This window comes from Streptomyces albidicamelliae (assembly GCF_025642175.1).
GTDB lineage: Bacteria > Actinomycetota > Actinomycetes > Streptomycetales > Streptomycetaceae > Streptomyces > Streptomyces albidocamelliae.
On record NZ_CP106795.1, the window covers coordinates 5,482,945 to 5,504,595 of the forward strand.

Sequence of the window (21,651 nt, forward strand, 5' to 3'; positions counted from 1 at the left end):
TGGCAGGCGGGAATCGTGAGGATCTTCGGCAAGGGACGGCACCGGCCCTCCGCCTCCTGGCGGCAGGCCACCGACCGCGCGTTCACCCTGATCGGCGACGGCCGGTACGAGGACGCGGGCGAGCTGCTGACACGCGCCGCCGACCTGGAGCCGTGGCTCGCGGAGTCCTGGTTCAACCTCGCCCTGCTGCACAAGTTCCGGCACGACTGGGAGCAGGCCCGGGCCGCCGGTCTGCGGGCGGTCGCCCTGCTGGACCGGGAGGCCGGCGCCCCCGACTGGTGGAACGTCGGCATCGCCGCCACCGCCCTGCAGGACTGGCCGCTGGCCCGGCGCGCCTGGCAGGCCTACGGGCTGAAGGTGCCCGGCGGCTCCTCGCGGCCGAAGGGCGGTCCCGGCGCCCCCGTCTCCGGTGAGCCGGTGGGCATGGAGCTGGGCAGCGCGGCCGTACGGCTCTCCCCGGAGGGCGAGGCCGAGGTCGTGTGGGGCCGCAGGCTGGACCCGGCGCGGATGGAGGTGCTGTCCATCCCGCTTCCGTCCTCCGGACGCCGTTGGGGCGAGGTCGTGCTGCACGACGGCGTCCCGCACGGCGAGCGCACGACGTCCACCGGGCACAGCTACCCGGTCTTCGACGAGATCGAGCTGTGGGCGCCGTCCCCCGTCCCCACCTGGGTGGTCCTGCTGGAGGCGGCCACGGAGGCGGACCGGGACGCGCTGGAGCAGCTGGCGGCCGACGCCGGGTTCGCCGCCGAGGACTGGTCCTCGTCGGTACGGCTGCTGTGCCGGATGTGCTCGGAGTCGCGGATGCCGTCGGACGAGGGTGAAGGGGTGCACCTCGACCCGCACGACCACAGTGAGCCGGGCCATCCCGGGCCGCTGGGACACCGGACGGACGGACAGCTGTGGGTCCCGGAGCGGGAGTGCGGGGTCGCCGCGCCGGCCTCGCTGGTCCGGGGTCTGCTGGACGGGTGGGTCGCCGACAGCCCGGACTCGCGGGACTGGCGGGATCTCGAAGAGGTTTGCTGAGCCGTCCGTGACCGGCCGCCTTTAGGCTGTACTCGCAGAAATTTCCAGGCTTGCAGGAAGGCATACGTCGGTCATGGCGCAGCAGGACACCGATCAGCAGCACGCGGGCGTGCTCCCCGTCGACGACGAGGGCTACGTCGTGGACACGGAGGACTGCGAGGAGCGCGAGACGGCCTGGCGGGAGCGCGGGACCTCGCGCCCGATCACGGTCGTCGGCAACCCGGTGCTGCACAAGGAGTGCAAGGACGTCACCGAGTTCGGCGAGGAGCTGCAGCAGCTGGTAGCGGACATGTTCGCGAGCCAGCGCACCGCCGAGGGCGTGGGCCTGGCCGCGAACCAGATCGGGGTCGACCTGAAGGTCTTCGTGTACGACTGCCCCGACGACGAGGGCGAGCGGCACGTCGGCGTGGTGTGCAACCCGAAGCTCGTGGAGCTGCCCGCCGAGCAGCGCCGGCTGGACGACAGCAACGAGGGCTGCCTGTCGGTACCGACCGCGTACGCGCCGCTCGCGCGCCCCGACTACGCCGAGGTGACCGGGCAGGACGAGAAGGGCAACCCGATCAAGGTCCGGGGCACCGGCTACTTCGCACGCTGTTTGCAGCACGAGACCGACCACCTCTACGGCTACCTCTACATCGACCGGCTGTCCAAGCGGGACCGCAAGGACGCGCTGCGGCAGATGGCCGAGAACGAGCCACGCTACCCCGTGGTCGCCAACGACTAGTCGCCGCACGGCAGTAGGGGCGCCCGGCCGGGATCACTCCCGGGCGGGCGCCCCTTCGCATGGGTGCGGTTCGCTCGTCCGTGCGTCGTACATCCGGTCGCTTCCGCCCTCCGGCGATCCCCAATCGGTCACGCAAGGGGAGATTCTCGGCACCTTGGGGTAGTGAGTGAAGCAAATCCGTTCCCACGACGGTCAGTTGTGGTGCTGAATGTAAGTGCGGGATACGCAACGGCGCACGCCCGGCACGACGGGAGGGGCGTGAGCTCCTGGCGGCTGAGAGGGGTTTGTTCTGTGCAAGCTTTCCCACACAGCACCACAGCGACACCGACGGCGGTGGTGGTCCCACCCTCACTGGCACTCCCGGTGATCGAGTCCGCCTTTCCCCGGCGACTGCACCCGTATTGGCCACGACTACAGGAGAAGACACGGCACTGGCTGCTGGAAAAACGGCTCATGCCGGCGGACAAGGTGCACGAATATGCCGACGGACTTTGCTACACCGACCTCATGGCGGGTTACTACACCGGCGCCCCCGACGAGGTCCTGCAGGCCATAGCCGACTACAGCGCCTGGTTCTTCGTCTGGGACGACCGGCACGACCGCCACGTGGTGCACCAGCGGGCCGGCGAGTGGCGGCGGCTGCGCTACCGCCTGCACGCGGCGCTCGACGCGCCCAGGCACCACCTGCACCATCCGGACCCGCTGGTCGCGGGGTTCGCCGACAGCGTGCTGCGGCTGTACGGGTTCCTGCCCCGCACCTGGAACCAGCGGTTCGCCCGGCACTTCCACGCGGTGATCGAGGCGTACGACCGCGAGTTCCGCAACCGCACCGAGGGATATGTGCCCGGCGTCGAGGAATACCTCGCCCTGCGCCGCCACACCTTCGCGCACTGGATATGGACGGACCTCCTGGAGCCGAGCGCCGGGTGCGAACTGCCGGACGCGGTACGGAAGAATCCCGCGTACCGCAGGGCCGCACTGCTGAGTCAGGAATTCGCCGCCTGGTACAACGACCTGTGCTCACTGCCCAAGGAAATAGCGGGCGACGAGGTCCACAATCTCGGAATCAGCCTCATCACGCACGAGGGGCTGACTCTCGAAGAAGCCGTGGACGAAGTGAGGCGGCGCGTCGAGGAATGCATCGAGGAATTCATCGTGGCCGAACGGGAAGCCATCCGGCTCGCCGACGAAATCGACGACGGCACGGTGAGCGGCAAGGAATTGAGCGCCGCCGTCCGCGCCTGCGTCGGCAATATGCGGGACTGGTTCAGCTCCGTCTACTGGTTCCACCACGAGTCCGGCCGGTACATGGTCGACAACTGGGACGACCGGTCCACGCCCCCGTACGTCACCAACGAAGCGGCAGGTGAGAAATGACCGTCGAGTCTGTGAAGCCCGTGGCCCCCGAGGCGGCGGAGCTGCGGGAGCCCCCGCTGGCCGGGGGCGCGGTGCCGGGCCTCGGGCACGGCCTGAAGCTGGTGCGCGACCCGCTCGCGTTCATGTCCGGGCTGGGCGAGCACGGCGACGTCGTGCGCCTGAGGCTCGGCCCCAAGACGGTGTACGCCGTCACCACGCCGGCGCTCACCGGCGCACTGGCGCTGAGCCCCGACTTCAAGATCGACGGACCCCTGTGGGAGTCCCTCGAAGGACTGCTCGGCAAGGAGGGCGTGGCCACCGCCAACGGCCCCCGGCACCGGCGTCAGCGGCGCACCATCCAGCCCGCGTTCCGGCTCGACGCGATCCCGGACTACGGCCCGGTGATGGAGGAGGAGGCGCACGCGCTGACCGTGCGCTGGCGGCCCGGCGAGACCATCGACTGCACCTCGGAGTCCTTCCGGGTCGCCGTCCGTATCGCCGCCCGCTGTCTGCTGCGCGGCGAGTACATGGACGAGCGCGCCGAGCGGCTCAGCAACGACCTCGCCACCGTCTTCCGCGGGATGTACCGGAGGATGGTGGTCCCGCTCGGACCGCTGTACCGGCTGCCGTTCCCGGCCAACCGCGAATTCAACCGGGCGCTGGCCGATTTGCATCTGCTGGTCGACGAGATCGTCGCCGAGCGGAGGGCATCTGGTCAAAAGCCGGACGATTTGCTGACGGCATTGCTGGAGGCGAAGGACGACAATGGCGACCCCATCGGGGAACAGGAGATCCACGACCAGGTCGTCGCGATACTCACCCCCGGCAGCGAAACAGTCGCGTCCACGATCATGTGGCTGCTCCAGGTCCTCGCGGAACATCCGGAACACGCCGAGAAGGTACGGACCGAGGTCGAATCCGTGACCGGGGGCCGACCCGTCGGATTCGAGCACGTCCGCTCACTGACGCACACGAACAATGTCGTAGTCGAGGCCATGCGGCTCAGGCCCGCCGTATGGATATTGACGCGGCGCGCGGTGACCGACACCGCGCTCGGCGGCTATCGCATTCCGGCCGGGGCCGACATCGTCTACAGCCCCTACGCGATCCAGCGCGACGCCCGCTCCTACGAGGGCCACCTCGACTTCGACCCCGACCGCTGGCGGCCCGAGCGGGCCAAGGACGTGCCGAAGTACGCGATGAGCCCGTTCAGCGTGGGCAACCGCAAGTGCCCGAGCGACCACTTCTCCATGACCCAGCTGAGCCTGATCACCGCGGCGGTCTCGGCGAAGTACCGCTTCGAGCAGGCCGGCGGGTCGGACGACACCACCCGCGTGGGCATCACGCTCCGTCCGCACGACCTGCGCCTGCGGGCGATGCCCTGGTAGGCCGACTGATACCGGCGCGCGCTCAGGCGGCCTGCGGGCCCCGGAACGCGCGCCGGTAGGCGTTCGGGGTCGTCCCGATCGCCCGGACGAACTGGTGCCGCAGCGCGGCCGCCGTGCCGAACCCGGTGCGCCAGGCGATCGCGTCCATCGTCTCGTCCGAGCCCTCCAGCAACTCCTGTGCCAGCAGCACCCGTTGGCGAAGGATCCACCGGTAGGGCGTGGTCCCCGTCTCCTGCTGGAAGCGGCGCGCGAAGGTGCGCGGCGACATGTGGGCGCGGGCGGCGAGCTGTTCCACGGTCACCTCCTGGTCGAGGTGCTCCTCCATCCACACCAGGACCTCACCGACGGTGTCGCACGAGGTCCGCGGCAACGGCCGCTCGATGTACTGCGCCTGCCCGCCGTCCCGGTGCGGTGGCACCACCATCCGGCGGGCGATCTTGTTGGCGACCTCCGGGCCCTGGTCCTTGCGCACCAGGTGCAGACAGGCGTCGATCCCGGCGGCGGTGCCGGCGGAGGTGATGACGGGGTCCTCGTCGACGTAGAGGACGTCCGGCTCGATGACCGCCCGCGGATTGCGCAGCGCCAGCTCCCCGGCCTGCCGCCAGTGCACGCTGCACCGGCGCCCGTCGAGCAGCCCGGCCGCGCCGAGCACGAAGACGCCCGAGCACACGCTGAGCACCCGGGTGCCCCGCTCCACGGCCCGCACCAGGGCGTCGAGCAGCGCGGGCGGATAGTCCCGGACGACGTAGTCGGCCCCGGCGGGCACGGCGATCAGGTCGGCCTCCTCCAGCCGCTCCAGGCCGTACGGCGTCGACACGGAGAGCCCGCCGACATGCGTGCTCAGCGTCGGCCCCTCCGCCGAGACCACCGCGAAGTCGTACACCGGCAGCCCCTCGTCGCTGCGGTCGATGCCGAACACCTCGCACACGACACCCAGCTCGAAGGGGTGCACCCCGTCCAGCAGTACTGCGGCCACGTTCTTCAGCATGCTGCCAGTGTGCCTCGTCGGTGGCAGTAATTCGAGGGTCTGCGGCAGTCCTGCCACTCACGGTAAGGAGCATTCGGCGCGACAGTGGTGTCCATGAACGGAAACCAGATCGAAGGCCTGATCGGAATGACCGCCACCCTCGGGATCCTGCTCCTGCTGGTCCTCCCGTCCGTGCTCGGCATCGTGCGCGACCGGCGCATCGACCGGCAGCTCAGGGAGGCCGAGCGGAACGGGCTGCGGCCGGCGACCGCGTCCCCGCAGCCACCGGCCCCCCGGAGGGTCACCAAGTCCCGCCGTCACCACGGCGCCACCCGCGCCGCCTGAGGGCGGCCGGTCAGAAGTCCTCGTCGAAGTCGACCGTGCCCTCCACGGCGACCTGGTACGCGGACGGACGGCGCTCGAAGAAGTTCGTCAGCTCCTGGACGCCCTGCAGCTCCATGAAGGAGAAGGGGTTCTCCGAGCCGTACACCGGGGCGAAGCCGAGACGCGTCAGACGCTGGTCGGCGACGCACTCCAGGTACTGGCGCATGGAGTCGGTGTTCATGCCGGGCAGGCCGTCACCGCACAGGTCGCGCGCGAACTGCAGCTCCGCCTCGACGGCCTCCCGCAGCATGTCGACGACCTGCTGCTGGAGTTCGTCGTCGAACAGGTCCGGCTCCTCCTTGCGGACGGTGTCGACCACCTCGAAGGCGAAGGACATGTGCATCGTCTCGTCGCGAAACACCCAGTTGGTGCCCGTGGCGAGACCGTGCAGCAGACCCCGGCTGCGGAACCAGTAGACGTACGCGAAGGCGCCGTAGAAGAACAGCCCCTCGATGCACGCGGCGAAGCAGATCAGGTTGAGCAGGAAGCGGCGTCGGTCCGCCTTCGACTCGAGGCGGTCCAGCTTCTCCACCTCGTTGATCCACTTGAAGCAGAACCCGGCCTTCTCGCGGATCGAGGGGATGTTCTCGACGGCGGCGAAGGCGGCGGCCCGGTCCTCCGGGTCGGGGAGGTAGGTGTCGAGCAGCGTCAGATAGAACTGGACGTGCACGGCCTCCTCGAACAGCTGGCGCGACAGGTACAGGCGCGCCTCCGGGGAGTTGATGTGCTTGTACAGCGTCAGCACCAGGTTGTTCGCGACGATCGAGTCGCCCGTCGCGAAGAACGCGACCAGCCGGCCGATCAGGTGCTGCTCCTCCGGGGACAGCTTCGCGAGGTCGGCCACGTCCGAGTGAAGGTCGACCTCCTCCACGGTCCAGGTGTTCTTGATGGCGTCCCGGTAGCGCTCGTAGAAGTCCGGGTAGCGCATGGGACGCAGGGTCAGCTCGAAGCCCGGGTCGAGGAGGTTCTGGTTACGGGTGGACATCACTGGCAGGCCTCGCAGGACTCGGGGTTCTCAAGGGAGCAGGCGACCGCGTCGGGGTCGGCGGCCTGCTGGACGGGGATGGACGCCTGGGGCTGCGCCTGGGCCTGGGCGGCCCGGGCGATCCGCGTCGCCGGGCGGGAGCGCAGGTAGTACGTCGTCTTCAGGCCCGACTTCCAGGCGTACGCGTACATCGAGGAGAGCTTGCCGATGGTCGGCGTCTCCAGGAACAGGTTCAGGGACTGCGCCTGGTCCAGGTACGGGGTACGCGCCGCGGCCATGTCGATGAGGCCGCGCTGCGGGATCTCCCAGGCGGTGCGGTACAGCTGCCGGACGTCCGCCGGGATCCAGGCGAAGTCCTGCACCGAGCCGTTGGACTCGCGCAGCGCCTCGCGGGTGCGCGCGTCCCACACCCCGAGGTCCTTCAGGTCCCGTACCAGGTAGGAGTTGACCTGGAGGAACTCACCCGAGAGCGTCTCGCGCTTGAACAGGTTGGAGACCTGCGGCTCGATGCACTCGTAGACGCCCGCGATGGAGGCGATGGTGGCGGTCGGGGCGATGGCGAGGAGCAGCGAGTTGCGCATGCCGACCGAGGCGATCCGCTCGCGCAGCGCCGCCCAGCGCTCCGGCCAGGCCGGCTCCACACCGTAGTGGTCGGGGTGCAGCACACCGCGGGCGGTACGGGTCTTCTCCCAGGCCGGCAGCGGGCCGTTGCGCTCGGCGAGGTCGGCGGACGCCTCGTAGGCGGCGAGCATGATGCGCTCGGCGATCCGCGTCGACAGGGCCTTCGCCTCGGGCGAGTCGAAGGGCAGCCGCAGCTTGAAGAAGACGTCCTGCAGACCCATCGCGCCGAGGCCCACCGGCCGCCACCTGGCGTTGGAGCGGCCCGCCTGCTCGGTCGGGTAGAAGTTGATGTCCACGACGCGGTCGAGGAAGGTGACGGCGGTGCGGACCGTCTCGTCCAGCCGCTCCCAGTCGATGCCGCCGTCGGCGACGAAGGCGCCCAGGTTGACCGAGCCCAGGTTGCAGACCGCGGTCTCGCCGTCGTCCGTGACCTCCAGGATCTCCGTGCAGAGGTTGGAGGAGTGGACGACGTGGCCCGGCTCGGCCGTCTGGTTGGCGGTGCGGTTGGCCGCGTCCTTGAAGGTCATCCAGCCGTTGCCGGTCTGCGCCAGCGTGCGCATCATGCGGCCGTACAGGTCACGGGCCGGGATGGTCTTCCGGGCCAGCCCGGCGGCCTCGGCCGCGCGGTACGCGGCGTCGAACTCCGCGCCCCACAGGTCCACCAGATCGGGCACGTCCGCCGGGGAGAACAGCGACCACTGCTCGTCGGCGTTGACGCGGCGCATGAACTCGTCCGGGATCCAGTGCGCCAGGTTCAGGTTGTGCGTACGGCGGGCGTCCTCACCGGTGTTGTCCCGCAGCTCCAGGAACTCCTCGATGTCGGAGTGCCAGGTCTCCAGGTACACCGCGGCCGCGCCCTTGCGCCGGCCGCCCTGGTTCACCGCGGCCACCGAGGCGTCCAGGGTCTTCAGGAACGGGACGATGCCGTTGGAGTGCCCGTTGGTGCCGCGGATCAGCGAACCGCGGCTGCGGATCCGGGAGTACGACAGACCGATGCCGCCCGCGTGCTTGGAGAGCCGCGCGACCTGGTGGTACCGGTCGTAGATGGAGTCCAGCTCGTCCAGCGGGGAGTCCAGCAGGTAGCAGGACGACATCTGCGGGTGCCGCGTACCGGAGTTGAACAGGGTGGGGGAGGACGGCAGGTAGTCGAGGCGGCTCATGAGCCCGTAGAGCGCCGCGACCTCGTCCACCGAGCGGACGGTGTCGTCCTCGGCCAGGCCGGCGGCGACCCGCAGCATGAAGTGCTGGGGCGTCTCGACGACCTTGCGGGTGAAGGGGTGCCGCAGCAGGTAGCGGCTGTGCAGGGTGCGCAGGCCGAAGTAGCCGAAGCGGTCGTCGGCGGCCCGGTCGACCAGCGCGTCCAGCCGCTCGGCGTGCACTCGGACGAACTCGGCGGTCCGGTCCGCGATGAGCCCCTCGCGGTGCCCCACGGCCACGGACTCGGTGAACGAGGTGACGCCCTGCGAGGCGGCCTCCTCGCGGATGGCGAGGGTCAGCAGACGGGCGGCCAGCCGGGAGTAGGCGGGGTCCTCGGAGATCAGGCCGGCGGCCGCCTCCGTGGCCAGCTCGCGCAACTCCGCCTCGTCGGCCCGAGCGGACCGGCCGCGCAGCGCGGCGGCGGCGACCCGGCCGGGGTCGGCGTCGGGGAGGTCGGCGGTCAGCTCGGTCAGGGTCCGCAGCAGCGCGGCACCGGGACCGTCGGTCTTCAGCTCGCTGACTGAAGCCGGGTCGGCTGGCGCGATGGTCACGTGGGGCTCTCCCTCGCTCGGCACAGGGCCTGGCGGAGGGCAGGGGGCAGCCACGAGCGCGCACGGCGTCGCGTCCACCGGCCCACTCCGCGAGGCCCGGACGTCTGTGAGCACCCGGACCGGACGGCCGGGCGCGCTGGCGGCAGGTCCTCGGACTGAACAGGCGTGCGGAGACACGCAAGTACACCGTTGCGGGACAGTTCCGGATTCGCACCGGATTCCCCTGCGGCGACAGCGAGCACGAGCATACATCTTGTGCTCGCCCGGCACGCCACCCCCAGATGTTGTGTCGCCGTCGGTTTCAGAGCGTCAACTGGTAGGTGAGAAGAGTGATGTCGCCGGCCTCCGGCCCGGGCGGCTGCGGTGCGCCGGGCGGAAACGGCGACGGGCCGCCGGATCTCCTCCGGCGGCCCGTCGCGCGGCTGCGGCTCAGTGACCGGTGCCCGCCGTCGCCGGCGGCAGCTCCACCTGGACGCCCGGGTCGCCCGCGTCCGCGGTGTAGTCCTCCGGCCGGGTCTGGTCGAGGCCCTCGGGGGCCTTCACGGCCTTCAGGACGAAGGTCAGGACCACGGTGACGACGACGTTCAGGACGAACGCGGTGAGGCCGATGTACCCGATCTCGCCGATACCCGGGATCTCCTTCGCGGAGCCGCCGAAGTGCTTCTGCGTCGGCGAGGCGACCCCGTACGCGGCGACCGTGCCGTACACCATGCCGACCGCCCAGCCGGCCAGCAGCGCCCAGCGGTGGAACCAGCGGGTGAACAGGCCGCCCACCAGGGCCGGGAAGGTCTGCAGGATCCAGATGCCGCCCAGCAGCTGGAAGTTGATGGCGACCGTCTTGTCCATGGTGAGGACGAAGACCAGCGCGCCCACCTTCACCAGCAGCGACACGATCTTGGAGACCTGGGCCTCCTGCCTGGGCGTGGCGTCCGGCTTGATGAAGTCCTTGTAGATGTTGCGGGTGAAGAGGTTGGCCGCCGCGATGGACATGATGGCCGCCGGCACGAGCGCGCCGATGCCGATCGCCGCGAAGGCCACGCCCGCGAACCAGTCCGGGAACATGTCCTCGAACAGCTGCGGGATCGCCAGCTGCCCGTTGGTCACCTTCACCCCGGCCGCGATCGCCATGAAGCCCAGCAGCGCCAGCAGGCCCAGCATGAGCGAGTACAGCGGCAGGATGGTGGTGTTCCGGCGGATCACCTCACGGCTCCTGGACGACAGGGTCGCGGTGATCGAGTGCGGGTACATGAACAGCGCGAGGGCCGAGCCGAGCGCCAGCGTGGCGTAGGTCCACTGGCCCGCCTCGGGCGGGACGAGGGCGCCGCGCGGTTTGCCGGTGGCCGGGTTGACCTGGCTGAACGCGTCGCCCGCCTTGGCGAAGACGTCGTCGAAGCCGCCCAGCTTGATCGGGATGTAGATGATCGCCACCGCGATGACGATGTAGATCAGCGCGTCCTTGACGAACGCGATCAGCGCGGGCGCGCGCAGGCCGGAGGAGTACGTGTAGGCCGCGAGCACACCGAAGGCGATGAGCAGCGGGAGGTCCTTCACGAACCAGTTGGTGTTCTCGCCGCCGCCGACGCCCATCACGTCGAGCACCGCCTGGATGCCCACGAGCTGCAGCGCGATGTACGGCATCGTCGCCAGGATGCCGGTGAGCGCCACCGCCAGCGACAGGCCCTTCGAGCCGAACCGGCCGCGCACGAAGTCCGAGGTGGTCACGTAGCCGTGCTTGTGCGAGACGGACCACAGGCGCGGCAGGAAGGTGAAGATCAGCGGGTACACCAGGATCGTGTACGGCACCGCGAAGAAGCCGGACGCGCCCGCCGCGTAGATGGCCGCCGGGACGGCGACGAAGGTGTAGGCCGTGTACAGGTCACCGCCCAGCAGGAACCAGGTTACCCAGGTGCCGAACGACCGGCCGCCCAGGCCCCATTCGTCCAGGGAGTGCTCGTTCTCGGCCCGGCGCCAGCGCGCGGCCAGGAAGCCCATGACCGTGACGGCCAGGAAGAAGAAGATGAAGACGCCGAGCGCGACGCCGTTGACCCCGTCCTTCACTGCGCGGCACCCCCCTTCGCACCGTTGCGGGAACGCTGGTCGTGCTGCCACAGCTTGTACGCGGTCATCGTGAGCGCGGTGGAGATCAGCACCCAGAGCATCTGGTACCAGTAGAAGAACGGGATCCCGATGAACGTGGGGTCCGTCTTGGCGTACGAGCCGAGCCACAGCATCGCGACGAAGGGCGCCACGAGACACAGGCCGATGACGACCCGGACCGGTGTCACCACCGGAGGTCTCACTTGAGGTGTTTCGGACATGCCACGGCTCCCGTCCCCTCGCTGATCACGCGTGTAATGCGCAGGCAATCTAGGTGACGGGATCAGCGCACGGGAAGACCTCGTCCGGATATCGGTATGCCGATTTCGGGGTGGCGGTGTGAAGAGGGGCCGCCGGGGTCAGTCGACGGGCCGCTTCAGCCGCGCGACGAACTTGTACCGGTCGCCCCGGTAGACCGACCGCACCCACTCCACGGGCTTGCCCTCGCGGTCCAGCGAGTGCCGGGAGAGCATCAGCATCGGCAGGCCCACGTCCGTGCCGAGCAGGCCCGCCTCACGGGGCGTGGCCAGAGAGGTCTCGATGGTCTCCTCGGCCTCGGCGAGGTGGACGTCGTAGACCTCGGCGAGCGCCGTGTACAGCGACGTGTACTTCACCAGCGAGCGGCGCAGGGCCGGGAAGCGCTTGGCGCTCAGGTGCGTGGTCTCGATCGCCATCGGCTCGGCGTTGGCCATGCGCAGCCGCTCGATGCGCAGCACCCGCCCGCCGGCGGTGATGTCGAGCAGGTCGGCGAGCCGGTCGTCGGCCGTGATGTAGCCGATGTCCAGCAGCTGCGAGGTCGGCTCCAGGCCCTGGGCGCGCATGTCCTCGGTGTACGAGGTGAGCTGCAGCGCCTGGGAGACCTTGGGCTTGGCGACGAAGGTGCCCTTGCCCTGGATGCGCTCCAGCCGTCCCTCGACGACGAGCTCCTGCAGGGCCTGGCGGACGGTGGTGCGGGAGGTGTCGAACTCGGCGGCCAGCGTGCGCTCGGGCGGTACCGGCGTGCCCGGCGCCTGCGTCTCCGTCATGTCGAGCAGGTGCTTCTTCAAGCGGTAGTACTTGGGCACGCGCGCGGTACGGACGGTCGTGCCGGCCTCGTTCTCCGCACTGCTGACGTCGGTGCTCATGCTCTGCCTTCCCGGCTCCGGATGCCGAAAGCGACCGACCTCGCATCGGCCACGGCTCACATCGTGGCACGGCTTCGTGCGCCAGGAGTCCACCCCGCACGCTCCGTGATCTCCTCTGTATACCGGGGCCCCCGCTGTTGGTCTAGTCCAGCAGGGGCAGTGCGTGCGGCGGCATCCCGGCCGCGCCGCCGCCGCTCCGGTCAGATCCCCTGCCACTCCGGCTTGTGCGCGTAGGTGTGGCGGAAGTAGTCGGCCAGCTTCAGCTTGCCCGCGGCCGCCTCGTCGACGACGACCGTGGCGTGCGGGTGGAGCTGGAGCGCGGAGGCCGGACACACCGCCGCGACCGGTCCCTCGACGGTCGCCGCGACGGCGTCCGCCTTGCCCTCGCCGGTCGCCAGCAGCACCAGGTGCCGGGCCTCCAGGATCGTGCCGATGCCCTGGGTGATGACGTGGTGCGGGACCTGCTCGATGTCACCGTCGAAGAAGCGCGCGTTGTCGACGCGGGTCTGCTCGGTCAGCGTCTTGATCCGGGTGCGCGAGGCGAGCGAGGAGCACGGCTCGTTGAACCCGATGTGCCCGTCGGTCCCGATGCCGAGCAGCTGGAGGTCGACCCCGCCGGCCGCGGCGAGCGCCCGGTCGTACGCCTCGCACGCCGCCTGCACGTCCGCGGCCGTGCCGTCCGGGCCCATGAACGCGTCCATGCCGATCCCGAGCGGCTCCAGCACCTCCCGGCGCAGCACCGAGCGGTACGACTCCGGGTGGTCGGCGGGCAGCCCCACGTACTCGTCGAGCTGGGCGATCCGCGCCCGCGAGGTGTCCACGGCGCCGGAGCGCACCTTCGCGGTCAGGGCCTGGTAGACGGGCAGTGGGGTGGAGCCGGTGGCCACGCCGAGCACGGCGTCGGGCTTGCGTCGCAGCAGCTGCGCCATGGCCTCGGCGATCAGCTCGCCGCCCGCCGCGGCATCCGGAACGATGACAACTTCCACGCTGGGCCTGCCGTTCTGAAGTGGGCTCGTGCGTCTCTATGTGGTTTAGACCAATCTAACAGAATCGGCGTTCGAGGGCGCCCCCGAAAGGCGTCTCCTCCCAGGTGCCCCAAGGGAAACCGCGGGCGCCCGCGGAAATTGCCGCGGTCATCCGGCCCCATGACCGGCCGGGGCGGGCTAGGCTGCGTGGCATCGCGTGCCATGCGGGGAATGCGCATGCCGCCGCACCATGGACACGCCTTCGTGGTCTAGTCCACAATCCAAGTGAACAAGCCTCCGTCTTCCCCGCACAGGAAGGCGGATCGAGGAACCGGCGCTCTCTGCCCTGACTGCCCCGGCTCCTCGACCTTCGGCCGACCGGGACCGCACACCCCACGGCCGATGATGCTCCGGGCTGCGGTGCCGGGAGGGTTGAGGGTCCCTTCCAGGCGCCGCGGCCCGCGGGTGTTTTCCGGCCACCGCGAAGCCGCGGGTACGCTCGCACCGTGCCCTCCATGAACGAACTCGTACGCCAGCACACGGCCCTCGACGACTCCGACCTCGAGTGGCTCCACCTGCTGGTCTCGGAGTGGCAGCTGCTCTCCGACCTCTCCTTCGCCGACCTGGTCCTGTGGGTCCCCACCCGCGACGGCACCCGTTACGTCTCGGTCGCGCAGATGCGCCCGAACACCGGTCCGACGTCCTACCAGGACGACATGGTCGGCCATCTCGTCCCGCGTGGACGCCGGCCCATGCTGGACGCGGCCCTGGACGAGGGCCGGATCGTGCGCGAGGGCGACCCGGAGTGGCGCGAGGAGGTCCCGGTACGGGTGGAGTCCATCCCCGTACGGCGTGAGGGCCGCGTCCTCGGGGTGATCGCCCGCAACACCAACCTGCTCACCGTCCGTACCCCGAGCCGGCTGGAGCTCACCTATCTCCAGAGCGCCTCGGACCTCGCGCAGATGATCGCGGCCGGCTCGTTCCCCTTCCCCGACCAGCAGGTCGACATGGACGCCTCGCCCCGCGTCGGCGACGGCCTCATCCGGCTGGACGCGGAGGGCATCGTCCAGTACGCCTCCCCGAACGCCCTGTCCGCCTACCACCGGCTGGGCCTCGCCGCCGACCTGGTCGGCCACCACCTGGGGCGGACCACCGCGGAACTGGCGCCATCCCGGGGGCCGGTGGACGAGGCGCTCGCCAAGGTGGCCAGCGGCTGGGCCCCGCGCGAGTTCGAGATCGAGGCCCACGACGGGGTGATCCAGTTCCGGGCCATCCCGCTCAAGCCCAAGGGCACCCGCATCGGTTCGCTGGTGCTGTGCCGTGACGTCACCGAACTCCGGCGCCGCGAGCGTGAGTTGATCACCAAGGACGCGACCATTCGGGAGATCCACCACCGGGTGAAGAACAACCTCCAGACGGTCGCCGCCCTGCTCCGCCTCCAGGCCCGGCGCATCGACTCCGAGCGCGGCCGGGAGGCCCTGGAGGAGGCCGTGCGGCGGGTCGGCTCCATCGCCATCGTGCATGAGACGCTGTCTCAGAACCTGGACGAGCGGGTGGAGTTCGACGACATCGCCGACCGGGTGCTGGCGATGGTCGCCGAGATCTCGCCGGGCAAGGTGACGGGTCGGCGCACCGGCCGGTTCGGGATACTCGACGCCGAGGTCGCCACCCCGTTGTCGATGGTCCTCACCGAGGTGCTGCAGAACGCCCTGGAGCACGGCTTCCGTCAGGGCGACACCGGCACGGTCGAGGTCTCCGCGGTCCGCGGTGGCACCACCAAGGAGGCCCGCCTCCTCGTCACCGTCCAGGACGACGGCGTCGGTCTGCCCGAGGGCTTCGACCCGCACCGCTCGGGAAACCTGGGCCTGCAGATCGTACGGACCCTGGTGGAGGGCGAGTTGGGCGGTTCGTTCGACATGGTGCCGGCCCCGGAGCGGGGGACGCGGGTGATCCTGGACATCCCGGTCCTGGCGCAGAAGTGAGCGGCCGGCCTGCCCGGGGCGGGCGACGGCCCTGCGGGGCAGGTCGGCGATGACCCTGCGGGGCAGGGGAGTTGGGTGCCGGCGGTACCGGGACAGCAAAAGGCCCCGGACCGCCATTGGTCCGGGGCTTGTGCTCGTTGCTGCTCCGCTAAATCGCTAAGCGCATCGGGGGATACTGCGCGCTGCGGCTCGGGGGCGGGAGATGCGTGCGTGCTGCACGCGCCGCCAAGCTCAGGCTGTCAGCAGGGGTGGGAGTGTCAGGCGGAGGCCTGACGGGCCCGGTTGCGGGCGGCACGGCGCTTCATGGCGCGACGCTCGTCCTCGCTGAGACCACCCCAGACGCCGGAGTCCTGACCGGACTCGAGCGCCCACTGCAGACACTGCTCGATAACCGGGCAGCGACGGCAGACGGCCTTGGCTTCCTCGATCTGCAGCAGCGCAGGACCGGTGTTGCCGATGGGGAAGAAGAGCTCGGGGTCTTCCTCGCGGCAAACGGCGTTGTGACGCCAGTCCATGGCTGCTACCTCTCCTTGGTATTACGTGCAAGTTGCTTGTGAATGTGAACGCTTTCACGAATCCCTCAACAAGTGAAGGGCCGACCACCGAGTCTTCACCCGGCGGGGTCCTTGGTTTGAAGAGGGGTTCTGGTGATCAGTGGAGGCCGGTCCTGCGGGCCGTCCCGATCGCCACGTAGAGACTCGCAAACCTCAGCGGCGGATACAACCCCTTCCGGAAAGTTTTTTTTGATTCCTCGGTGTCGACTGGGTCACAGCCGTACTTCCATGGGGTGGACCCTGGCCTAAACGTTCGAGTGAAAGGACTTTCGCCCGTTCCGCTCACACAATCACACGCAGTGCGCGGCGTACGCCTGTGAACGTCACGCTCGTTCGCAGCCCCAGGTGGTCACCGTCCATCTGGAGGGGCAGGGGAGCCTTCGAATGCAAGGTGAAGCGGTCCAGATCGTGCAGTGAGACCGCATGCTTGCCATGAGGTCCCCGCTCGGGGGACGAAGTGAGCAACTGGGTGCCATACCGGGCGACGGCGGCCGTCGACAGACGGCTGAGGCCGAGTACGTCGATGCCCGTGTCGAACGAGGCCTTCGGTGACGTGTACATGGCTCGATTGCCGAGGAACGTCCACGGGGACGTGTTCGAGACTATGGCGACGACCAGATCCTCGACCGGGTCCGCGCCGGGCCGGTCGAGCGTGATCGTGCCGTGCCGGCGGTGCGGCTCGCCGAGGAACTGCCGGACCACCTGGCGTACGTACAGCGCGTGCGTCGACTTCTTGCCGCGCTCGCGCTGCTGCTCCACCCGGCCCACCACACCCGCGTCGAAGCCGAGCCCCGCGTTGAAGGTGAACCAGCGGTCCGGGACCGCCTCGTCCTCGGTGCCGGGCGTGCCGGAGGTCAGGCCCAGGCCGACGATCCGCTCCCGGTTCTCGCGCAGGGCGTCCAGTAGGGCGCCGGTGGCCTCGACGGGATCGTTGGGCAGGCCCAGGGCCCGGGCGAAGACGTTGGTGGAACCGCCGGGGACGACCGCGAGGCCGGGCAGCCGGTCGGGGGCGGGGCCGGCGTGCAGGAGGCCGTTGACCACCTCGTTCACCGTGCCGTCGCCGCCGAGGGCCACGACCATGTCGATGTCGTCGCTCTCCGCCGCCTGCCGGCCGAGGTCCCGGGCGTGACCTCGGTACTCGGTGGTCACCGCCTCCAGTTTCATCTCACTGGCCAGCGCGTGGATCAGGACATCACGCCTGCGTGCGCTTGTGGTGGTTGCCGCCGGATTGACCACGAGAAGTGCACGCATGCATGGCAGCGTACCTACTGGGTGGTACCCGGCCCAGACCGAGGTAGGGATCGGGTAAGAGGAGAGGGCGTGAGGCTGGACACTCGGGACGTACCGACCGGAAGCCGCCGGCCGGTGCCGGCGGGTGATCGGCGGGCGGCCCGGCAGCCGATCGGGCGGCCGGCCCGCCGGTTACCTGTGGGCGACCCCACCCCGTCCGCGACGGCCCGACGGCTACCCTTCAGGGGTGAGCAGTGACCAGAAGCCCGCACCCGACACCGCCGAAGCAGCCGTGGCCGAAGGACCGCGTCCGCGCCGGCTGACGTACGCGGCGGCGCTGGCCGGACTGGAGGGCGCCGCCCTGGTGGCCGGCGGTCTGTGGGTGCTCGTCCTCGGAATCACCGGCGACCCGGACGACCGGCAGCAGGCCGTGACCCTGGGCATCACGCTGGTCGTGCTCGCGCTGCTTCCGCTGCTCGCCGCGCGCGGGCTGCTGCTGCGCCGCGGCTGGAGCCGGGGCCCCGCCGTGATCACGCAGGTCATGGCCCTGCCGGTGGCGTACAGCCTGCTCCAGTCGGACAGCATGGCCATCCCGGCCGGTATCGCCCTCGCGGTGATCGCCGTGGCGGCGCTGGTGCTCCTCGTCAACGGGGAGACGACCCGGGCCCTCGGCATTAAGGGACCGGGCCGGTCGGAGTAGGCGGGCAGGCCTACTCCTCCACGAGCAGCTTCTCCCGCAGCTGGGCCAGCGTGCGGGCGAGCAGCCGGGAGACGTGCATCTGCGAGATGCCGACCTCCTGCGCGATCTGCGACTGCGTCATGTTGCCGAAGAAGCGCAGCAGCAGGATGCGCTTCTCCCGCGGCGGCAGGTCCTCCAGCAGCGGCTTGAGGGACTCGCGGTACTCCACGCCCTCGAGCGCCTCGTCCTCGGCGCCGAGGGTGTCCGCGACCGCCGGGGACTCGTCGTCGGTGTCGGGGACGTCCAGGGACAGGGTGGAGTACGCGTTCGCGGACTCCAGTCCCTCCAGGACCTCCTCCTCGGAGATGGCGAGCTTCTCGGCCAGCTCGTGGACCGTGGGGGAGCGGCCGTGCAGCTGGGACAGCTCGGCGGTGGCCGTGGTCAGCGCGAGCCGCAGCTCCTGAAGGCGGCGCGGTACGCGGACCGCCCAGCCCTTGTCGCGGAAGTGCCGCTTGATCTCGCCGACGACGGTCGGGGTCGCGTACGTGGAGAACTCCACGCCGCGCTCGGGGTCGAAGCGGTCGACCGACTTGATCAGACCGATCGTGGCGACCTGGGTCAGGTCGTCCAGCGGCTCGCCGCGGTTGCGGAAGCGGCGCGCCAGGTGCTCGACGAGCGGCAGGTGCATCCGGACGAGCTTGTTGCGCAGCTCCGCGTACTCCGCGCTGCCCGCGTTCAGCTTGCGCAGCTCGACGAACATCGCACGCGCCCCGCTGCGGTCCTGCGGCTCGTGGTGGGGGGCCTGCACGGCCTCCGCGCCCGGCGCGTCGTCCTCGGCGTTGCGCTCGTGCTCGCTCATCTGCCCGCCCGTTGCCCTTCCCCGAGGCCCCGCCTTAGCACGGCCGGCGGAGGCGGACCCGCCGCGTCCCCGTGAAGGTGTGCCCTGCGCGGCACCGTCACCGCCGCCCCCCGCGGAGGTGTCCTCCGGGTGGGGCCTGGCCTGGTCGGGGATGCCGTCGATGCCGTCCGCCATGCGCCGGGAACCGGCCCGAGGGCCTTCTCCGGACGTCTCGGCGCCGGTCGGCCAGGGGGCACCCCCGTCCCCGGCCGGCAGCTCCCGTGTGCCGCGCTCTTCGTCCCGCACCGGACCGTCCCCGTTCCTCACGCCGGGCCGGGGCCCGCGCCGCGCTGTTTGTAGAGGCTGATCGACACGGTCTTGTCCTCGTCGACGGCGGAGGAGACCTTGCCCGCGAGGGCCGACAGCACGGTCCAGGCGAAGGTGTCCCGCGAGGGGGCGTGGCCGTCCGTGGTCGGCGCCGACACCGTGACCTCCAGCGAGTCGTCCACGAGCCGGAAGACACAGCTGAGCACGGAGCCGGGGACGGCCTGCTGGAGCAGGATCGCGCAGGCCTCGTCGACGGCGATGCGCAGGTCCTCGATCTCGTCCAGGGTGAAGTCCAAGCGGGCCGCCAGACCGGCCGTGGCCGTCCGCAGCACCGACAGGTAGGCACCCGCAGCCGGAAGCCGGACTTCCACGAAGTCCTGGTTCGTCACGGGCTCGCCTGCGATCTGGGACACCCTCACCTCCATGGTGGTACAAGCTCTACGGGGCCGAGGGTCGCCCCTCGGGGGTAACGCGAACGTGGTTCCGCGGTGACGCTATCGCGCTCCGAACGTTCCTGTCCCCGGGACCCCAACCCCCTGGCGTCACTCACAGTAAAGCCGCGAATACGCTCCGTGTCTAGAGGGTGGGCGTGCCCAAATGGGAAGAGGGCGCGCCGGGTTGACGTACCCAGACGTCAGATGCTCGAACCGTCGTGCGGCCGCGTCCCGCTAGCAGTGTCACACGAAATCGCGGTCGACCGGGAACACGGCCGGACGGGCCGCTCAGACGAGGACGTGGTCGACGAAGCACCACCGCCAGTCCTCGCCCGGCTCGAAGGTCCGCATCACCGGGTGACCGGACCTCTCGTGGTGCTCCGTCGCGTGCCGTCCCGGCGAGGAGTCGCAGCAGGCGACGTGGCCGCAGGTCAGGCAGAGCCGCAGCTGTACCGGGTGCGTGCCGTCGCGCAGGCACTCGGGGCAGGTCTTGTCCTGCGGCTCCGGTTCCGGGTGCGGCAGCGCGGGGGCGTGCGTGCACTGTTTCATGATTGCCAGATTACGACGGGTGTGCGGGGGACCGCGCGGAAAACGAGGGTGGGCGAGAACCATGGATGTGATGCCGCTGCTGTTGCTGGTCGCGGGCAGCGCCGCAGTCGCCGCGGCGGCGCGCAGGGGGCCGGTGCCGCCGCCCCTGCTCCTGGTCGCGGCCGGGCTGGCGGTCTCCTACGTCCCGGGGGTCCCGGACTACACCCTCGACCCCGAGGTGGTCCTCCCGCTGCTGCTGCCGCCGCTGCTCTACACCTCGGCCAGCGACAGCTCCTACCTCGACCTGCGCGCGCAGCTGAGACCGGTGGCGCTGCTGTCGGTGGGCTACGTCCTCTTCGCGACCTTCGTCGTCGGCTGGGCCGCCTATCTGATCATCCCCGGCATGCCGCTGACCGCCGCCCTGGTGCTGGGCGCAGTCGTGGCGCCGCCGGACGCGGTGGCCGCCACCGCGATCGCGCGCCGGGTCGGGCTGCCGTCCCGCATCACGACGATCCTCCAGGGCGAGTCGCTGTTCAACGACGCCACCGCGATCACCGCCTACAAGGTGGCCCTGGCCGCGGCCGTCGGCGAGGGCGCGACCTGGGCGGGCGGCATCGGCGAGTTCCTGCTCGCCGCGGTCGGCGGCGTCGGCGTCGGACTCGTCCTCATGGCGCCCCTGCACTGGCTGCGCACCCATCTGTCGGAACCGCTCCTGCAGAACACCCTCTCCCTGCTGATCCCGTTCGTCGCCTACGGGGTCGCCGAGCAGGTGCACGCCTCCGGAGTCCTCGCGGTCGTGGTCGTCGCCCTCTATCTGGGCCACCGCGCGTGGGAGGTCGACTTCGCCACCCGGCTCCAGGAGGAGGCCGTGTGGAAGATGGTCGCGTTCATCCTGGAGTCGGCGGTCTTCGCCCTGATCGGCCTGCAGCTGCCGGTCGTCCTCAAGGGCCTCGGCGAGTACGAGGGCGCGGCCGCCGCCTGGTACGCCGTCGTGCTCTTCGTGGTCGTCGTCGCGGCCCGGTTCGTGTGGGTGTTCCCGGCTACCTTCTTGCCCCGGATGCTGTCCGCGCGGATCCGCGAACGCGAGGAGAACCCCACGTGGCGTGGCGCGACGGTCACCGCGTGGGCCGGCATGCGGGGTGTGGTCTCCCTGGCCATCGCCTTCTCCATCCCGCTCACCGTGCACGGCGGCCACCCCTTCCCCCAGCACAACCTGATCCTCTTCCTGACCTTCACGACCGTCATCGGCACCCTGGTCGTGCAGGGTCTGAGCCTGCCCCCGCTGATCCGGCTGGTGCGGTTCCCCGGCCGGGACCGGCAGGCCGAGACGCTCGCCGAGGCCAACGCCCAGGCACAGGCGTCACGGGCCGCCGAGACCCGGCTCGACGAACTTCTGTCCGACGAGCGCAACGCCTTGCCCCCGCCGCTCGCCGACCGGCTGCGCCGGGTCCTGGAGAGTCGGCGCAACTCCGTCTGGGAGCGCCTCGGCCAGCCCAACCCGGTCACCGGCGAGTCCGTGGACGACACCTACCGCCGGCTGTCCCGCGAGATGATCAGCGCGGAACGCGAGGTGTTCGTGCGGCTCCGCGACCTCCGCTACATCGACGACGAGATGCTGCGCGCGCTCCTGCGCAGGCTCGACCTGGAGGAGGCGGCCGCGTACCGCGAGGCCGGCTAGGGCCTGCCGTTTGGATCAT

Annotated in this window: 20 protein-coding genes and 1 riboswitch; of the genes, 8 read left to right on the forward strand and 12 right to left on the reverse strand. The window is 70.4% G+C overall.

Features of this window, described 5'->3' with window-relative positions:
• Positions 1 to 15: 15 nt before the first annotated feature.
• The 4 genes from N8I86_RS25180 (at position 16) to N8I86_RS25195 (ending at position 4,491) form a co-directional block, all read left to right on the forward strand.
• Positions 16 to 1,023, forward strand: coding sequence for a tetratricopeptide repeat protein (locus N8I86_RS25180; protein WP_073889374.1), 1,008 nt, complete (start codon positions 16 to 18; stop codon positions 1,021 to 1,023).
• A 73-nt stretch (positions 1,024 to 1,096) separates the two neighbouring features.
• Positions 1,097 to 1,747: a peptide deformylase gene (def, locus tag N8I86_RS25185; RefSeq protein ID WP_073889376.1), complete on the forward strand. Its 651-nt coding sequence runs from the start codon at positions 1,097 to 1,099 to the stop codon at positions 1,745 to 1,747.
• 291 nt (positions 1,748 to 2,038) lie between these two features.
• Entirely contained in the window at positions 2,039 to 3,124 is a 1,086-nt protein-coding gene (cyc1, locus tag N8I86_RS25190) for an epi-isozizaene synthase (protein ID WP_263278767.1), read from the forward strand.
• Entirely contained in the window at positions 3,121 to 4,491 is a 1,371-nt protein-coding gene (locus N8I86_RS25195) for a bifunctional albaflavenone monooxygenase/terpene synthase (protein ID WP_073889379.1), read from the forward strand. The genes cyc1 and N8I86_RS25195 overlap by 4 nt, the downstream gene beginning before the upstream one ends.
• Before the next feature lie 22 nt (positions 4,492 to 4,513).
• On the opposite strand, the gene N8I86_RS25200 is transcribed toward N8I86_RS25195, so the two are convergent.
• Positions 4,514 to 5,479: a helix-turn-helix domain-containing protein gene (locus N8I86_RS25200; protein WP_073889381.1), complete on the reverse strand. Its 966-nt coding sequence runs from the start codon at positions 5,477 to 5,479 to the stop codon at positions 4,514 to 4,516.
• A 93-nt stretch (positions 5,480 to 5,572) separates the two neighbouring features.
• Here N8I86_RS25200 and N8I86_RS25205 point away from each other — a divergent pair, with 93 nt between their 5' ends.
• Positions 5,573 to 5,803 (forward strand): hypothetical protein, encoded by a 231-nt coding sequence (locus N8I86_RS25205; protein ID WP_263278768.1) that lies wholly within the window; start codon positions 5,573 to 5,575, stop codon positions 5,801 to 5,803.
• 10 nt (positions 5,804 to 5,813) lie between these two features.
• On the opposite strand, the gene N8I86_RS25210 is transcribed toward N8I86_RS25205, so the two are convergent.
• The 6 genes from N8I86_RS25210 to nagB form a co-directional block, all read right to left on the reverse strand.
• Complete coding sequence (locus N8I86_RS25210) at positions 5,814 to 6,827, reverse strand: ribonucleotide-diphosphate reductase subunit beta (protein ID WP_073889382.1); 1,014 nt, start codon at positions 6,825 to 6,827, stop codon at positions 5,814 to 5,816.
• Positions 6,827 to 9,196, reverse strand: coding sequence for a ribonucleoside-diphosphate reductase subunit alpha (locus N8I86_RS25215; protein WP_073889384.1), 2,370 nt, complete (start codon positions 9,194 to 9,196; stop codon positions 6,827 to 6,829). Before N8I86_RS25215 ends, N8I86_RS25210 begins: the two co-directional genes overlap by 1 nt.
• Before the next feature lie 124 nt (positions 9,197 to 9,320).
• Positions 9,321 to 9,448, reverse strand: a riboswitch (cobalamin riboswitch).
• A 177-nt stretch (positions 9,449 to 9,625) separates the two neighbouring features.
• The gene (gene mctP / locus N8I86_RS25220; RefSeq protein ID WP_073889385.1) at positions 9,626 to 11,254 is read right to left on the reverse strand and encodes a monocarboxylate uptake permease MctP; all 1,629 of its coding nucleotides are present in this window, start codon (positions 11,252 to 11,254) and stop codon (positions 9,626 to 9,628) included.
• Entirely contained in the window at positions 11,251 to 11,514 is a 264-nt protein-coding gene (locus N8I86_RS25225) for a DUF3311 domain-containing protein (RefSeq protein ID WP_176985578.1), read from the reverse strand. Before N8I86_RS25225 ends, mctP begins: the two co-directional genes overlap by 4 nt.
• Positions 11,515 to 11,652: 138 nt before the next feature.
• Positions 11,653 to 12,417, reverse strand: coding sequence for a GntR family transcriptional regulator (locus tag N8I86_RS25230; protein ID WP_073889388.1), 765 nt, complete (start codon positions 12,415 to 12,417; stop codon positions 11,653 to 11,655).
• Positions 12,418 to 12,617: 200 nt separating this feature from the next.
• Positions 12,618 to 13,403 (reverse strand): glucosamine-6-phosphate deaminase, encoded by a 786-nt coding sequence (nagB, locus tag N8I86_RS25235; RefSeq protein WP_073889390.1) that lies wholly within the window; start codon positions 13,401 to 13,403, stop codon positions 12,618 to 12,620.
• 485 nt (positions 13,404 to 13,888) lie between these two features.
• On the opposite strand from nagB, the gene N8I86_RS25240 reads away from it, so the two are divergent.
• Positions 13,889 to 15,364, forward strand: coding sequence for a sensor histidine kinase (locus tag N8I86_RS25240; RefSeq protein WP_073889391.1), 1,476 nt, complete (start codon positions 13,889 to 13,891; stop codon positions 15,362 to 15,364).
• 257 nt (positions 15,365 to 15,621) lie between these two features.
• Here N8I86_RS25240 and N8I86_RS25245 read toward each other — a convergent pair whose 3' ends face one another.
• On the reverse strand, positions 15,622 to 15,879 hold the full coding sequence (locus tag N8I86_RS25245; protein ID WP_003992873.1) for a WhiB family transcriptional regulator: 258 nt from the start codon (positions 15,877 to 15,879) through the stop codon (positions 15,622 to 15,624).
• A 321-nt stretch (positions 15,880 to 16,200) separates the two neighbouring features.
• Positions 16,201 to 17,169, reverse strand: coding sequence for a diacylglycerol/lipid kinase family protein (locus N8I86_RS25250; protein ID WP_073889393.1), 969 nt, complete (start codon positions 17,167 to 17,169; stop codon positions 16,201 to 16,203).
• A gap of 226 nt (positions 17,170 to 17,395) precedes the next feature.
• Here N8I86_RS25250 and N8I86_RS25255 point away from each other — a divergent pair, with 226 nt between their 5' ends.
• Entirely contained in the window at positions 17,396 to 17,848 is a 453-nt protein-coding gene (locus N8I86_RS25255) for a hypothetical protein (RefSeq protein WP_263278769.1), read from the forward strand.
• A 10-nt stretch (positions 17,849 to 17,858) separates the two neighbouring features.
• Here N8I86_RS25255 and N8I86_RS25260 read toward each other — a convergent pair whose 3' ends face one another.
• The 3 genes from N8I86_RS25260 to N8I86_RS25270 form a co-directional block, all read right to left on the reverse strand.
• On the reverse strand, positions 17,859 to 18,992 hold the full coding sequence (locus tag N8I86_RS25260) for an RNA polymerase sigma factor SigF (RefSeq protein WP_107423602.1): 1,134 nt from the start codon (positions 18,990 to 18,992) through the stop codon (positions 17,859 to 17,861).
• Complete coding sequence (locus tag N8I86_RS25265) at positions 18,989 to 19,405, reverse strand: ATP-binding protein (RefSeq protein WP_073889396.1); 417 nt, start codon at positions 19,403 to 19,405, stop codon at positions 18,989 to 18,991. The genes N8I86_RS25260 and N8I86_RS25265 overlap by 4 nt, the downstream gene beginning before the upstream one ends.
• A 309-nt stretch (positions 19,406 to 19,714) precedes the next feature.
• Complete coding sequence (locus N8I86_RS25270; protein WP_073889397.1) at positions 19,715 to 19,975, reverse strand: UBP-type zinc finger domain-containing protein; 261 nt, start codon at positions 19,973 to 19,975, stop codon at positions 19,715 to 19,717.
• A gap of 61 nt (positions 19,976 to 20,036) precedes the next feature.
• Between N8I86_RS25270 and N8I86_RS25275 the strand changes: the two genes are divergently transcribed.
• On the forward strand, positions 20,037 to 21,632 hold the full coding sequence (locus N8I86_RS25275; protein WP_123436719.1) for a Na+/H+ antiporter: 1,596 nt from the start codon (positions 20,037 to 20,039) through the stop codon (positions 21,630 to 21,632).
• Positions 21,633 to 21,651 lie beyond the last annotated feature (19 nt).

What these genes read in the sequence shown, in the direction of transcription:
- N8I86_RS25195 (WP_073889379.1), top strand. Translation starts at nt 3,121, where the DNA reads ATGACCGTCGAGTCTGTGAAGCCCGTGGCCCCCGAGGCGGCGGAGCTG.
- def (WP_073889376.1), top strand. Translation starts at nt 1,097, where the DNA reads ATGGCGCAGCAGGACACCGATCAGCAGCACGCGGGCGTGCTCCCCGTC.
- N8I86_RS25205 (WP_263278768.1), top strand. Translation starts at nt 5,573, where the DNA reads ATGAACGGAAACCAGATCGAAGGCCTGATCGGAATGACCGCCACCCTC.
- N8I86_RS25230 (WP_073889388.1), bottom strand. Translation starts at nt 12,417, where the DNA reads ATGAGCACCGACGTCAGCAGTGCGGAGAACGAGGCCGGCACGACCGTC.
- N8I86_RS25275 (WP_123436719.1), top strand. Translation starts at nt 20,037, where the DNA reads ATGGATGTGATGCCGCTGCTGTTGCTGGTCGCGGGCAGCGCCGCAGTC.
- N8I86_RS25245 (WP_003992873.1), bottom strand. Translation starts at nt 15,879, where the DNA reads ATGGACTGGCGTCACAACGCCGTTTGCCGCGAGGAAGACCCCGAGCTC.
- N8I86_RS25210 (WP_073889382.1), bottom strand. Translation starts at nt 6,827, where the DNA reads ATGTCCACCCGTAACCAGAACCTCCTCGACCCGGGCTTCGAGCTGACC.
- N8I86_RS25250 (WP_073889393.1), bottom strand. Translation starts at nt 17,169, where the DNA reads ATGCGTGCACTTCTCGTGGTCAATCCGGCGGCAACCACCACAAGCGCA.
- N8I86_RS25200 (WP_073889381.1), bottom strand. Translation starts at nt 5,479, where the DNA reads ATGCTGAAGAACGTGGCCGCAGTACTGCTGGACGGGGTGCACCCCTTC.
- N8I86_RS25225 (WP_176985578.1), bottom strand. Translation starts at nt 11,514, where the DNA reads ATGTCCGAAACACCTCAAGTGAGACCTCCGGTGGTGACACCGGTCCGG.
- N8I86_RS25270 (WP_073889397.1), bottom strand. Translation starts at nt 19,975, where the DNA reads ATGAAACAGTGCACGCACGCCCCCGCGCTGCCGCACCCGGAACCGGAG.